Annotated in this window: 13 protein-coding genes and 1 pseudogene; 10 read left to right on the forward strand and 4 right to left on the reverse strand. The window is 66.1% G+C overall.

From position 1 onward, the window contains the following. Positions 1-183 precede the first annotated feature (183 nt). Together ABZ281_RS15600 and ABZ281_RS15605 are read left to right on the forward strand one after the other, a co-directional pair. Positions 184-759 carry an N-acetyltransferase gene (locus ABZ281_RS15600; RefSeq protein ID WP_356655776.1) on the forward strand — a complete coding sequence of 192 codons (576 nt, stop codon included), beginning with the start codon at positions 184-186 and terminating at the stop codon, positions 757-759. Positions 760-860: 101 nt separating this feature from the next. Further along, positions 861-2,341, forward strand: a pseudogene (locus ABZ281_RS15605) (IS1182 family transposase). A gap of 196 nt (positions 2,342-2,537) precedes the next feature. Here the strand turns inward: ABZ281_RS15605 and ABZ281_RS15610 are convergent. Then, a complete protein-coding gene (locus tag ABZ281_RS15610) occupies positions 2,538-2,948 on the reverse strand; it encodes a hypothetical protein (protein WP_356655778.1) in 411 nt (136 codons plus the stop codon). Positions 2,949-3,279: 331 nt separating this feature from the next. After that, entirely contained in the window at positions 3,280-3,534 is a 255-nt protein-coding gene (locus ABZ281_RS15615) for a hypothetical protein (protein WP_356655780.1), read from the reverse strand. Between the two features lie 659 nt (positions 3,535-4,193). Here ABZ281_RS15615 and ABZ281_RS15620 point away from each other — a divergent pair. The 6 genes from ABZ281_RS15620 (at position 4,194) to ABZ281_RS15645 (ending at position 9,587) form a co-directional block, all read left to right on the forward strand. After that, positions 4,194-4,550: a hypothetical protein gene (locus tag ABZ281_RS15620; RefSeq protein WP_356655782.1), complete on the forward strand. Its 357-nt coding sequence runs from the start codon at positions 4,194-4,196 to the stop codon at positions 4,548-4,550. Next, positions 4,550-6,043: a C2 family cysteine protease gene (locus ABZ281_RS15625; RefSeq protein WP_356655784.1), complete on the forward strand. Its 1,494-nt coding sequence runs from the start codon at positions 4,550-4,552 to the stop codon at positions 6,041-6,043. The genes ABZ281_RS15620 and ABZ281_RS15625 overlap by 1 nt, the downstream gene beginning before the upstream one ends. Positions 6,044-6,062: 19 nt before the next feature. After that, positions 6,063-6,389: a hypothetical protein gene (locus tag ABZ281_RS15630; protein WP_356655786.1), complete on the forward strand. Its 327-nt coding sequence runs from the start codon at positions 6,063-6,065 to the stop codon at positions 6,387-6,389. Between the two features lie 22 nt (positions 6,390-6,411). Beyond that, entirely contained in the window at positions 6,412-7,152 is a 741-nt protein-coding gene (locus tag ABZ281_RS15635; protein WP_356655798.1) for a hypothetical protein, read from the forward strand. A gap of 367 nt (positions 7,153-7,519) precedes the next feature. Continuing rightward, a complete protein-coding gene (locus ABZ281_RS15640) occupies positions 7,520-7,969 on the forward strand; it encodes a hypothetical protein (RefSeq protein WP_356655788.1) in 450 nt (149 codons plus the stop codon). 181 nt (positions 7,970-8,150) lie between these two features. Next, a complete protein-coding gene (locus ABZ281_RS15645; RefSeq protein ID WP_356655790.1) occupies positions 8,151-9,587 on the forward strand; it encodes a PE-PGRS family protein in 1,437 nt (478 codons plus the stop codon). Positions 9,588-9,633: 46 nt separating this feature from the next. On the opposite strand, the gene ABZ281_RS15650 is transcribed toward ABZ281_RS15645, so the two are convergent. Further along, the gene (locus ABZ281_RS15650; protein WP_356655792.1) at positions 9,634-10,473 is read right to left on the reverse strand and encodes a hypothetical protein; all 840 of its coding nucleotides are present in this window, start codon (positions 10,471-10,473) and stop codon (positions 9,634-9,636) included. Positions 10,474-10,515: 42 nt separating this feature from the next. Further along, a complete protein-coding gene (locus ABZ281_RS15655) occupies positions 10,516-10,779 on the reverse strand; it encodes a hypothetical protein (RefSeq protein WP_356655794.1) in 264 nt (87 codons plus the stop codon). A gap of 204 nt (positions 10,780-10,983) precedes the next feature. Here ABZ281_RS15655 and ABZ281_RS15660 point away from each other — a divergent pair, with 204 nt between their 5' ends. Together ABZ281_RS15660 and ABZ281_RS15665 are read left to right on the forward strand one after the other, a co-directional pair. After that, complete coding sequence (locus tag ABZ281_RS15660; protein ID WP_097218954.1) at positions 10,984-11,244, forward strand: WXG100 family type VII secretion target; 261 nt, start codon at positions 10,984-10,986, stop codon at positions 11,242-11,244. Between the two features lie 956 nt (positions 11,245-12,200). After that, a complete protein-coding gene (locus ABZ281_RS15665; protein ID WP_356655796.1) occupies positions 12,201-12,797 on the forward strand; it encodes a DUF3592 domain-containing protein in 597 nt (198 codons plus the stop codon). Positions 12,798-13,206 lie beyond the last annotated feature (409 nt).

Consider the following 13,206-nt stretch of genomic DNA (forward strand, 5'->3'; position numbering starts at 1 on the left):
TGGACCCTAGACAAGTCCCATCGTTGCAGGTCAGGAGCACTCTCCGCGTTTCTGATCACCTACCGGACGCCCTGCCGCGTGAAAGCGCGAGGCTAGGAGCGTGGGTCAGTAACGGCTTGGCTGCAGCCGAGGCTGGAGCGAGAGGGGTCTCGGCTGGGCCTTGGGCTGGCTAGGCTGCCGGTCATGAATCCGGCCATGACCAGCGGTGTGACCACTGAGCCCGCCATCCTTGACGCCATGGAGCTGACTTCCGATCCGGAGCTGGAGGCCCGGTTTGCGGAGTCGGCCCACCAGATCCTGTCGGACCTGGTCAGTGGAGGTGCTGCGCTGGGCTGGATCGAACCACCCTCGCGGGATGAGGTGGCGGAACTTCTCGGCCACGTCGTCTCTGCGGTGCAGGCCGGGGATGCGGCCCTGCGTGTCGCTTACCTCGACCGTCGGCTTGTCGGGTTGGGGTACTGGCTCCGCTACGGCCGACCGACCCATCGGCCACACGCCGATCTGGAGAAGATCGCGGTAGATGCTGCTGCCCATGGTCGTGGTGTCGGCCGGGCGCTGACCGCTGCCTTGATCGCTGACGCCCGGGAGGCGGGTATCGAGGTCCTCACCCTGGACGCCCGTGGCGACAACACCCGTGCCCTGCACCTCTACCGGTCGCTGGGCTTCACCGAATACGGCCGTCTGCCCGGCTTCGTCGCCGTCGGAGAACGCCGCTACGACAAGGTCTTCTACATGCTGGACTTCCGTCAGCAAGCCTGAGCACTGCCACGCACGAAGGCCTGGCGGCGACCCGCTGGCGACCCGCTGGCGTTTCGCAATCTTTCATGCGAGATGATCACGGTATGCGTGGTGGGGATGGACTGTTCGAGGTCGAGCCGGTCGGGAAGAGGCAGTTGCGGGGCCGTCCGGCGGCGGTGGACAAGACGTTTCGGGCCTTCGACCCGCACCAGGTCCTGCTGCTGCCTCCGTCGCTGGACGACTGGCTGCCCGAGGACCACCTCGCCCGGTTCGTCGCCGACCTGGTCGACGAGGTGCTCGACCTCTCGCCGGTGCTGGCGGACTACACCGACAAGCGCGGCTACCCGCCCTACGATCCCCGGCTGATGCTGCGGCTGCTGATCTACGGCTACACCACCGGCGTCCGCTCCTCTCGGGCGATCGAGCGCAAGTGCACCGACGACGTCGCGTTCCGGTTCCTGGCCGCCGACCAGGCTCCGGACTTCCGCTCGATCTCACGGTTCCGCCGCCGCCACCTGGACGCGCTCGCCGACCTGTTCACCCAGTCGCTGCACCTCGCGCAGAAACTCGGCATGGTCAAGATGGGACGCGTCGCCCTGGACGGCACGAAACTGGAGGCCAACGCCTCCAGGCACAAGGCGATGAGCTACAGCCGCCTGGTCGACAAGGAGGAGCGGATCGAGGCCGAGACAGCAGCCCTGGAGGCCCAGGCCCAGGCGCTGCTGGCCGACGCGCAGGCCACCGACGACGCCGAGAACCAGATGTTCGGCACCGACGGCAAGGACACCGACCTGCCGGCCGAGCTGGACCGCCGGGAGAAGCGCCTGGCCAAACTGCAGGCCGCTCGTGCGCAGATCGAGGCCGAGGCCGCCGCCAAGGCACGCCGCCACGCCCAGGACAAGGAACGCCGCCGTCAGGAACGTGGCGGCATCAGCGACGAGCAGGCCGTCACCGACGCCGGGGACAAGGCCGCCGCGAAGGCGCGTCCCAAGCCCAAGGCGCAGGCCAACTTCACCGACCGCGACTCGCGGGTCATGAAGAACAGCGACGGCGCCTACATCCAGGCATACAACGCCCAGACCGTCGTGGACGAGAAGCACCAGGTCATCACCGCCGCCGACGTCACCTGCAACCCCTCGGACGCGCTGAACTACACCACCATGCTCGACCAGTCGGCCCGGAACACCGGCCGCCACCCCAAGCAGGCGCTGGTCGACGCCGGCTACTGCTCCGAGGCCAACCTCAACGCTGCGAGGGACCGTCAACTGGTCTGCGGCACCGACACGTTCATGGCCACCGGACGCCTGGCACACGACGAGCAGGTCCCGCCCGCACCGCGCGGACGGATACCAGCGAACGCCACGCTGAAGGAGCGGATGGCCCGCAAGCTGCGGACCAAGCCCGGCAAGGCCGCCTACAGTCGCCGCAAGGCCATCGTCGAACCGTCTTCGGCCAGATCATGACCTGCCAGAACGGCCGCCAGCTCCTCCTACGCGGTGAAGACGGCGCCCGCGGCGAGTGGCGCCTGCTGGCCGCCTGCCACAACCTCCGCAAGATCTTCCGACACGTCGGAACCGCCGGACTCGCCACCGTGCCCGGCTGACCAGCCGGGCCCCGGCCCCGTCACGGCCCTACCAGGCCGCACCCGACGGGCAGAACCCCATCCCGGCCTTACAGGCACCGACCGGACAACCGCGACTGATCCCACCGCTCACGGCCACCCGACCAGTTGCCTGATACTGACCCACGCTCCTAGTCAGCGGAAACGTTTGCCCGTGATCGCTCAGGGAGTCACGGGGTCACTGGAATACGTCCAGCCACTGCAGCGACCTGCCGAAGAAGGCACGAACGGCCCCGCCTCGGGTGAGGTTGCGGGTATTGACGCCGCACAGCACGGCGGCCAGGGCGAGGTCGGTGGCGTCGGCCAAGCCCACAACGATGAAGGCGGCCTTCTTCCGCGCCCCGCTGCCGTGGCGACGGATCCGGATCTCCACACCGTTCCGGACCAGGGCCCGGTCGCGGTGCCGTGCGCTGGTCGCGAGGTAGCGGTACTCCCGCCCGGCGACCTGAATCCGCAGCGCCCGCCCTGCTCGGGTCTGTGCCCAGCGGTTGCGCTTGAGCCGGACTCTGGTCTCACCAACACTGAGCTCGGCTATGTAGAGCGAGGGCTTTCGTCCGTAGGCCCAACCCATGAACGAGGTGAGGGGCACCGTGTCACCCCGGACCTCAGTGACATGGCGGTCGCCGCGTCGGTTCGCTGGGTAGACCACCTCGATCCTGCCGAACTCGCCCGCTGTGCCCCGGTACCCGAACTTCCAGGTCAGCCGATGACCTGAACGGTCCTCCAGTGGTCGAGCGTGTACGTGTGCTGCTGCATGGTTCCTTCCCCACGCGCCGCTCGGCGCGGATGTGCCATGGCCGGCATCAGTCGAACGGATTGAGGGCGCTGGCCAGCTCCTTGCAGCCGTTGGAAATGGCCTCGGCCGTTTCTGCCTTGTCACCGACCCGATCCGCGGCCCCTGATGAGAACAGTCGAACGGGTCAGAGGTCGTTGAATCGATTGAGGAAGCGCCCGGGCAGCGACACCAACGCGCCGGGCAACGACAGGTTCCGTGTGTACACACCCTCGAGGACGAGCGCGATGCCGATGTCGAGGGCATCCGCCTCACCCCTCCACGTCCCGGAAAGGGTACTGGGGTTCCTCCAACTCGAACGCGTAATGCGTACGCCGACACTCCGGCGGACCAGCTCATGGCTCCGCGTGCCGCCCCGCTCGGCATACGTGTACGTCAGCACGTCAGCCCCTTGACCCTGATGCGAAGAGCCCGACCTTCTTCCCGGGCCACCACACGTTTCGGGAGAGGTCCGCGGGGTCCCAATCCACCCGCAGTTCACCTCTCGCCAGGAGCGGCCGCCGCAGGTACCGCAGCCCGAGGTAGGTGACCATCGGAAAGCCCTCGCCACTCACCGCCACCTCGCAGTGCTCCGACGGATAGTCGCTGTGCTCTGTCGGGAATGCGAGCTCGAGACGGCCGAGGCCGTCCACTTCGCCTGCCCAGCGGTGAACGTCACCACGGGCACCTCGTGTGGACGTCGCCCGCTGCAGCTCAAATGCGAGTCCACCCATACGCCTGCCCCTTCCCCTCTGTCTCCTGAACCCTGACCGACCGGAGCAGCACAATCAAATTCGCTGTTGTGCACCGGCAATCGCGGCGCCTGGGACGAGTCACCCGGCGACCATCGACAAGCCATAGGACATATCGGATGTCGCCGAAAACAAGGAGGTGCGCTCACGTGGCCAACAGGGCGCACGGATTGTGACGGCCATGTGATGGTCCGAGGAGATTTCCCACCCCTTCGTATGGTCGAACACTGCCCCCGTATGCTTCCCCAGCGATGCCGTGGACCCGTACGCGAAGCGGCAGGCACCAGCGGTAAACGGGGAGGGAACAACCGTGGGGCCCACACCGGGCGATGACGCAGCCGAGTTGAAGAAGCGGGCCGAACGGCTTCGGGATGCCGCGCGGGAGGCCAGGATGCTGGCCCGCAGGCTGGGGCCGTACCTCGACGACGCGGTGAAGAGGGCCACCCCGCGCGCCGCTGACTTCCGAACCGGCGGCGATGAGGGCGCCATCTGGCAGGGGCCTTTCGCCGATGAATGCACGGCCAAGCTGCAGCAACGACAACGCACGCTGAACAGCATGGGCACCGCACTGCTGGGGGACGCCACTCGCTGGGAGAGCCAGGCAGACGAATTGGAACGGCAAGCCGGGGAGAAAGACAAGGCCAAGGCCGGAACGGGTGGCAGCTGATGGGCTTCAGAGGCTTCGACGCCGCCAAACTGACGACTCTCGCCGGCCACCTGGACACCCTCGCTCAGAACTCAGGAAAGCTCCACTCGCAGCTGGCCGCCGTGCTCACCACCGCCCAGCAGAACCTGCCGTCGGGGCAGAATGCCTCCCGCAACCCCGACCTCCAGGATCTCGTCGGCGATGTGGTCCCGATGCCGTCGTTCTTCCGTCGCCCGCGTCTGCCCGGTTCCCTCGGCGGCGAACTCGGCGACATGCAGTCGTCGATGAAGCGCCGCATCCGGCAGATCGAGGGACTGCAGGAGCTGGAGAATCGGGGGTACCCCGTCAGCGACAGCAGCCTCTTCCTCGACGAGAAGGCGCCCGCCGCGAAGAAGATCGACGATGCCCTGCGCCATCTTCATGAGCTGAAGGGCAAGGACTTCGGTACCAACGGCAACCGCGACGATCTGGAGCAGATCTCCGGCGAGCTCGACGGACTGACCGCTGCCGAACTGGACTCCTTCGTGACGAAGGCCTCGCCCAAGGACCTGGCCTTTTACAACCAGCTGCTCACCGACACCGACGACTCCGGCTGGAACCCGTTCGACGACAACGGGCTGCCCGAGGGCAGGCGACGGAACACGCTGAGCCTGATGCTGTCCAAGGTGAGCCCGGAGAACGTGGGCAAGTTCACGGCGGCCTTCCCGGGCGTGCAGCCCACGTTCACGAACACCGACGCGTACGAGGCGGGCGGCAACAGCCAGAACGGCCAGACCAACAACGGAATTCACTGGGCGCCCCCTCCGGACCCCTTGTTCCAGGACGGGGTGTCCGCCGATGACGTCAATCAACGCCAGTTCGGCGACTGCTGGTACGTCGCATCGCTGGCGGGCCTGGCTCAGAAGGACCCCGCCTTCGTGCAGGAGGGCATCAAGCAGAACCCGAACGGCACGGTCAGCGTCCGGGTGTGGGACAAAGAGGGCAACTATCACTGGGTGACGATGACGGCCGACCTGCCGTCCGACCAGAACGGCAACCCCATCGGCACGTACGGCAATGGGGAGAGCTGGCCCGCGTACTACGAGAAGGCCTTTGCGATGGTCTACTCGGACGACGGTGACGACGAGCGTGGATACGGCGGGATCGAGGGGGACGACCCCAAGAAATCCGCTCCGTACCTGACCGGCAAGGAAGGCGAGGACCTGACCACCGGCGGCTTTCTGGGTATCGGCGAACACGAGGACAAGAGCCTGGAGTCGCTGAAGGAAGCCTACGGCTCCGGGAAGGTTGTCACCGTCTCCACCCCGGCCGACGAGGAGCTGGACAAGAACCACCCGGCCGAATGGGGCAACACCTACCACACCAACCACGCGTACTACGTTCGGGGATTCACCGACGACGGCAAGGTCATCCTCGGAAACCCCTGGGGTGTCTCCGGCTATCCGCCGATTACCGTGTCGCAGGAGCAGTTCAACAAGTACTTCGGCGGAGCGGAGGCCTTCGATGCCCCGTGACGCCCGGGAGGTGAGCAGTGTGTCCGAAGGCGAGAAGGTGAAGTACCCCTTCGCATTCGACGGTCGCTGGGCACTTCGTCACCAGATTCCGTACACCGTCGAACACGATGGCCGGACCTATCAGATCCTGGCGACCGTCTTCGCCGAACCGTCCGTGCACGGACGTATCCGGGTCGGCTGCGAAGGCCGACCCGTCGGGGAGTTCGACGGGTTGACCCCAGGTGACGTTCTGGAGATCACCGGGGACAGATGGCGGGTGGCGGAAGTCGATTACCGCACCCGCATCGTGCTGGAGCACGTGATCGACGGTTGCAAGGAGGACACCGGTGTTCAGCCCATCAAGTAGGTACGGCATCGCGGGTGCCACCCTGGCTTTGTGGGCGCTGACCGCCTGCGGATCGTCGACCGGCGGCGGTGACGACCCGACGACCGCACCCACGACCACGCAGGCGGCGGCGAAGGACAAGGGCCCGCAATGCATCGGTGAAGCCCCGGCGGACGGCGTACACGTCCTGCGCGGAGGCGGGTTCCGGCTGCCCGGCGGTGGAGGCGTGCAGTACGCGGCCGCGAGCGCTGACGGAACGTCGCGTACTGCGACATTGCGCGACGGGGCCGGTTACGGGGCGGGACAGCGGCAGTGGACCGTGAAGCCGGGATCCCGGTTGACCATCTCGGGCCACGCCTACACCGTGCGGCAGGTCTGTTCCTACCGTGTCGTCCTGGAACCGAAGGACGCCAAGGACAAGGCCGCTCTCGCCGCCGCTCCCGAGTCCATGGAATTCGCGGGCGGCGCCGCCGACAACGCCCTGTGCTTCACCACCAACCGCGCCGTCCTGGCCGCCGCGTCGAAGAGCCTCCCGGCCCAGGGGCAGCCCCTGTCCCTCCTCGACAACGGCGGCGTGAAGCAACTGCCCACCGGCCCGTCCCTCACCGTTTCGTACGTCGACACCGCGGCGGGTACGGCCGGCCTCGGCGCGAACTGTGCCGGGGTTCCGGTGGCCCTCTACAAAGACGTGAGGATCGGCGACACGGTCGAATTCGCGGGAGTGCTGTTCAAGGTGTCGGGGCTTACGGAACAGGCGGTACGCCTCACCCGGACGAGCGGGTAGCGCACAGCAGCGGTCCGGCCCCCGCGAAAGCCCGTGTACCGGGGGTTGAGCATTGACGGCCAGGCCGCCCTCACGCCCCTCTTCACCGGTTGGGGTTATGGTCGGAGCCCATCCCCGAAGTGACCCGGAGAGGCACACCGTGTTCGGCAAGAACAGGCACGTCGACGAACCTCCCATCCCCAACGTCCCGTGGAAGGACGCTTGGGAATTCGCCATCACCGAGGAGGAGCGGCCTGCCGGTGGACAGCGCAAGCGTGCCGCGCTCGGCGTCCGTGCGTTCAGGGTCCCTCAGGGTCTGGCAGGACAACGAGTCAACGCCCCCTGTGCCTTCTTTCCGCCTCAGCCGTCGGATGCGGACGCTCGTCGCTTGTACGAGGACGCCGAGGGCACCAGGCTGCTCTGCTCTCTCGACGAGCCTCAGGACATCGAGGGCAGGCGCCACTACGAGGTGCGCGACGCGCGGGGAGGGGCCATCGGCACGATCCAGCGCATCGCTCCGCTGAAGCACGCCTTGAAGCCGACGTGGCGCATCGCCCAGCCAGGGCACCCCGAGATCGTCAGCAGCGCCGAGTGGGCGAAGGGCGGCCCCAGGGAAATGGTGCAGCGCGGTGCCGGCAAGTTGCTGCTGGGCGTCGTCCAGGCCGTCGCCGACATGGGTGCGGAAGGCGGTGACCAACCGGCCAAGCCGCGGGTCCTCGAGTGGAAAGCCGGTGACGAACTCGTCCTGACCTCCGAGGGCGACCTCAGGTTCCTGGTCCGGGCCGCGTGGCTGGACCGGCGTCTGGTCTTCGCATACGCGCTCCTGCGTACGAGGTGAGCACGCCCCCGGAACATGCGGTGCCGACGCGGTGATCTTCCTCAAGAGTGCGTTTGCACATGGTAAAGAGACGGTGATCCAACGGTCTCGTGCGAACCCCTGTCCGTAAAGTGAGTGTGCGACTCCACAGCCCTGACCGGCTGGTTCCGGAACACACGCTCTGGGGATTTGAAACGTGGGCATGCGGAATGTGAACCCGGACGATCTGGACCAGCTCGCGAAGCTGCTCAACGGACGCGGCGGGGTCCAGGACAAAGTGGATGAAGCATTCACCAGAGCGTCCCGGCTCGGCGTGACAAGCAAGTTGACCACGCTCAAGCCCCTGCGCGGCTGGGTCAAGGACACTGCACCGGACTTGCGCAAGCGGGCCGTCTTCGCCCGGCTGGAAAGTGGCGACCCGCAGGCCGGGCTCATGTGGGCCGGGTTCAGCCCCAAGGAGATCGAGAAGTACAAGAGCGAGGGCCTCGGCCCGGACGCCGTTGTGCTGGCCAACTCCGTGGCGGCCAGCGATGATCCGAACGCCTACAAGTTCAAGCGGCAGCCGGACGAGTCGTTGGCGGACTGGGTCCAACGGCTGGAGGCTCATGCCATCGCCCAGATACCCGGGCTCCAGCCGCACGAAGAGACCATCGCCTCCGTGATCGGCCTCTACGGCGACTGGGGATCCGTGACCGCTGCCACGGCTGTGGTCACCATGCAGGGCACATCACTCACCAAGGTGCTGCTGGGCAACTCCCTGAAGGCGGGTGCGCTGCGTACCTGGAAGACACGGCTCGGGGTCGTCCTGCGGGGCTCCGAGAACGGCCTGATTCGGTCCGCCGGCAACGGCATGGTCAAGTGGGCGCCCAAACTACGCTCATTGAGCGCACCGGGCAGTTGGCTTCCCGGTCAACTAGGCTCCCTCTTCGGCCGGAGCAGCACCTACCAGAGCCTCTCCCGCACCCCCCTGACGAGCGGCCTCCGGGGCGACTTGATCGGCCAGGGCTACAACTGGGTGCGCGCCACGCCCTTGATGAACACGCTCCGCGCCAACGGGGTCATCGACTTCCTGGTCGGCTCCGACCAGGCGGCCACGATGTACGGCGGTTTCACGCACTCCGGCCAGGCAGTCGCCCGCGCGGGCAACGCGAGCCTGATCAAGGTGTTCACCAAGGCCGCGAACAGCCAGCGCTTCGCCAACTCCGTGGCTGAGGCCACCAATGCCGCGCGGGGTGCGGGGGCCCTGCGCACGGGCCTCGGCGCCGCCGCCAAGACCGCCGGCTTCCTGCGCGGCGCCGGCATCGTGGGCGGTGTCCTGTCGACGGGCTTCAGCGCCGCCAACGTCATTTCGCAAGGCAACCCTGTCGACGCCTTCAAGAAGAAGGGCGCGGCTTACGTCGCCGACGTTGCCGAGGTCGGCTTCAACGCCTCTCTCACGGCGGCCATGGTCGCTCCGAACCCGGTCACCATCGGCCTCGCGGTCGGAACGGGTCTCATCTACGGCGGCGCGAAGGTCGTCCAGCACTGGGACGACATCAAGGACGGCGCGGGCAAGGCGGCGGGCTGGGTCGGTGACAAGGCCAAGGACTTGGGAAAGAGTATCGCCAAGTCCAAGGCAAATCCCATGAACTGGTTCTGACCGGCCACACACGCCTACACCCAAGGGTTCCACTTCGCGCCACGGCTCACTCGTCCGCGACCAGCAACTCTTCCTTGTCCGGAAGCAATTCGGTGATCTTCTCCCACATTTCGGCGGAGTTGGACTTCACCAGGACGAGTGCGCTGTCCGGCCCGACCTGCCCCGGCATGATGGGTTCTTCGGGCTGTTCGCGGATCCAGTAGCCGAGGGGGCCGCAGTCCCAGGCGGCCAGGGCGCGGATCATCGTGGAGCGCTGCCCCTCGTGCTCACCGTCCCATGCGGTGGTCATGCGCCAAGTGGCGTTCAGGGAGACGACCAGGTCCAGGAACTGGCCCAGAGCTGGGCCCTCCAGGTCGGTGTCCGCTTCGACGAGTGCCTTGCGCACCAGATCGCGAGTCACGTCCTCGTCGGCGCCGGGCTCTTCCAGGGCGACGAACGCGGCGTCCAGAGCACCCATGGTCGTCTCGACACGAACCTCGGGAGCGCCTCCCTCCGGCTTCTCCGTCCGGTGCAGGTTGACCTTGCGGGCGAGTTCCCACACCAGGGTGTTCGGTTCGATCGAGACGTACTCGGACTCCTCCTCCCCCGGCCAGCCGTCATGGGAGATCACTGCCTCCTGACCCACGATCACCCCGTGGTTGACCGGGCCGTGCTCACCCGTGATCTCCACCTGGACCATGACCATCGGGTCAGCCAGGGCGCCGAGCGGCTCGTGGAGAACCGGAGCCAGTTCCCCCTCCTCACCGACCAGACCGATGCGCTGGAGCTCGACCAGTGACTCCCATAGCACCTCAGGCGGCGTTTCACCGTCCAAGAGGTGCGCGAAAACTGCGATGTGGCGGTCGGCCAGCCGGAAGCGGGCCCGGGAGCTGTCGTACGAGGGCACTAGTACGGGTTCCTCTCGCTGCAGAAGGGACAGCGTCCGCCCCTACTGCTTCTTCTCGTCCTTCAAATCCTTGGCGTCCTGCGAGCACTGGCGCGCTTCATCGCGGAGCGTCTTGGCGACCGTGCCGCACGTCGTGTGCCACGTCTTGAGCCGGCCGCGTACGTCGTCCGCGTTCGGACCGGACCAGGACTTCATCCCGGTGGTGCTGTGCTTCTTGGCGGCATCAACAAGAGACTCGATGTGGTCGGCCAGCGACCTCAGCTGGCTGGCCCGCTGGTTGAGTTCCTGAATGTCAGGATTTGCCATAGCAGCCTCCCCCATTGTCCCAGGAGCACCAGCATACTGGCGCTCTGCGGAGAGCTTCATCGGGCTCCTGACCCAGGTGAACACCACTCGTTCACACGAAACCCTCATCTCCGAAGGCCCTGGACTGCAACTACCTCTGGTGCGGTAGCGTCCCTTGTTGCAAACGGATAGTCCGTCTACTTACGTGACACGGGGAGGAACGCCATGGATCGCGGTGCAGATCTCACTCAGCTTCGGGAACTGTCCAAGCTCTTCGGCAAGAAGGCCACGGACCTCCAGGGCCTCATCAAGGCACTGGAGTCGGCCACGAGCCACAGCTCTGGCTACTGGAAGGGCCCCAAGGCCGACCGCTTCCGGAACGACTGGCACGACATCAAGCCGACGTTCGACAAGTGGGTCGACACGCTGAACGACGCCAGCAAGTCGGCCAACACCAGCGCCGACAACATCGAGCGCGCCACCTGAGCCGACGCGAAACGCGCGGATGCAGACTGCCGGGGCACCCCTACGAGGCCATCAAACCTCGGACGGGGTGACCCCGGCCGCATTTTGTGAAGCAGGCTCCCCGAGGACGAGCCCGGCGCCATCTTCAACCGCGACCTGATGCAGGGCGACGATCCCGACCTGGGGGACACCGCCTGGAAGCATCGCCAGAAGGCGGTCACGGATCTCGGCGACCCGACGGCGACCTGGACCGTACACGCGGGTCTCGTGGCCGGCGTGATCGGTGTCCAGTCGAACTGGCGGACCAGCTCTGGGATGAAGCCGGCAAGTTCTCACAGGCTGCGAAGGTCGGCCTACGAGCGACGCATCAATGCCATGTCTCCCGCAGAACAGGCCCGGTTAAAAGGGAGACGTGGATCAATGCCAAGACTTCGAAAGCCGCGTCCCGGCAGGCCGAGAGAATCTTCGCCAAGTACGGACTGGGCTCTCACCTGTTGGAGGCATCGCTCGGTGACTCCGCCCGCTGGTTCGCCGACAAGACCCCGTACATCAGGGCTCCGGCTGCTGTGAAGGGCGGTTGGCTCGGCAAAGTATTCAGAGTGGGTAGGCGGGTGCCGCTGGTCGGCTCGCTCCTGACCATCGGTGGTATCGCTTACGACATCAAGGTCAACGGCAACGGCACGGACGTCGCCGTTGTCTCGAACGTCGCGTCTCTCGGCGCTGGAATGGCCGGAACCTGGGCCGGTGCGGCGGCGGTGTGCACTCATGGGGGGGGCCAGTCGGCTGGGGTGTGGCTGCGGGCATCCTTGTGGGTGCGGGGATTGGTTACGGCGCCTACTACTTCTTGAATACACCTACGGGGCAGAAAGTTTGTCACGCCGTCAGCGATACGGCAAAGAAGGTCGGTAAGGGGATAGGTGACTCCGCCAAAAAGGTCGGCAGCTGGCTAGGTTTTTGAGTGACAGGAACCAAGGATTATGGGAAAGAAGAAGAAGAGGCATTCCCGAAGCGACTGGACACTCCCTCCGAATATAGCCAAACGAAATGCCGACCGACGGAAGGCACTTGATATCATTGCCGACAGGCGACGGAAAGTGCCGCAACGACGTTTGATAATCGGACTGTCAGCTGCATTCATAGCGACGTTCGGGCTCTTTCTCGGCTTCTATATTCCGTCACATTCACTAGTGACCGACTTGCAGTCTCGTGGAGTTTCCGCCTGGGCCGAGGTCACGTCCTCCCCCCAGGACAAGTACGGCAATCCGGGTAATATCAAGGTCAAGTTCGATGGCCCAGAGGGGGATGTCGAAACGCAGCTACATGACTGGGGAGGAATGCGCCCTGAGGGGTTGACTCCAGGTAGCCATGTACCTGTGGTCTACGACCCTCTGGATCCCAGTCGAGTGCTGACGGCACAGTGGGTGAATGATCCGCCTGCTGTAACGCTACCCATGCTCGCCGGACTGCTGGTGTCGCTCTTCTTTCTGACTGCCGTGATTGTCGGCACGGTACGGCGACGTATCTTGTTGAATGAAGGACGCGCCGTGGAGGCAACTCCGGAGCACGAGAGGTGATGTTGTAGGCTGATTCCGAGCCTAAAGTAGGTAACCCGCGAAAAGCTGACCTGGAGAAACTGCGCCGCGATCTGGCGAAAGAGGGCATGGCCCAGTCGTAGTGGTGGTCGCCCTTGAGGCCGTGGCCGGTGCGCAGGCGCATCCAGCTCTTCTTCGGGACCCGGGCCGCGAGGTCGGTGACGGTCAGGCGGCCGCCGGCGGTGTCCACACGGTGATCGGTGCGGACGGCCAGGGCATAGCCGAAGCCGAGTGCGCGGGCGCCGTGCCGCAGTTCCTTGCCTCCGTAGACCTCGTCGCCGGCCAGCCACCGTGCCTGAGGGGCCTCGTGTTTCCCGGACAGGCTTCTGACCGTTGATTTCACGCGGCGATTCGCAACTTGTCGTACTCGGCGTGGACTTCGCGCGGAGGC

Source organism: Streptomyces sp. NPDC006265 (assembly GCF_040613555.1).
Lineage (GTDB): Bacteria > Actinomycetota > Actinomycetes > Streptomycetales > Streptomycetaceae > Streptomyces.

Bases quoted from the DNA above. Each gene is read 5' to 3' on its own strand.
- ABZ281_RS15600 (WP_356655776.1), top strand. From the start codon at position 184: ATGAATCCGGCCATGACCAGCGGTGTGACCACTGAGCCCGCCATCCTT.
- ABZ281_RS15625 (WP_356655784.1), top strand. From the start codon at position 4,550: ATGGGCTTCAGAGGCTTCGACGCCGCCAAACTGACGACTCTCGCCGGC.
- ABZ281_RS15645 (WP_356655790.1), top strand. From the start codon at position 8,151: ATGCGGAATGTGAACCCGGACGATCTGGACCAGCTCGCGAAGCTGCTC.
- ABZ281_RS15655 (WP_356655794.1), bottom strand. From the start codon at position 10,779: ATGGCAAATCCTGACATTCAGGAACTCAACCAGCGGGCCAGCCAGCTG.
- ABZ281_RS15660 (WP_097218954.1), top strand. From the start codon at position 10,984: ATGGATCGCGGTGCAGATCTCACTCAGCTTCGGGAACTGTCCAAGCTC.
- ABZ281_RS15665 (WP_356655796.1), top strand. From the start codon at position 12,201: ATGGGAAAGAAGAAGAAGAGGCATTCCCGAAGCGACTGGACACTCCCT.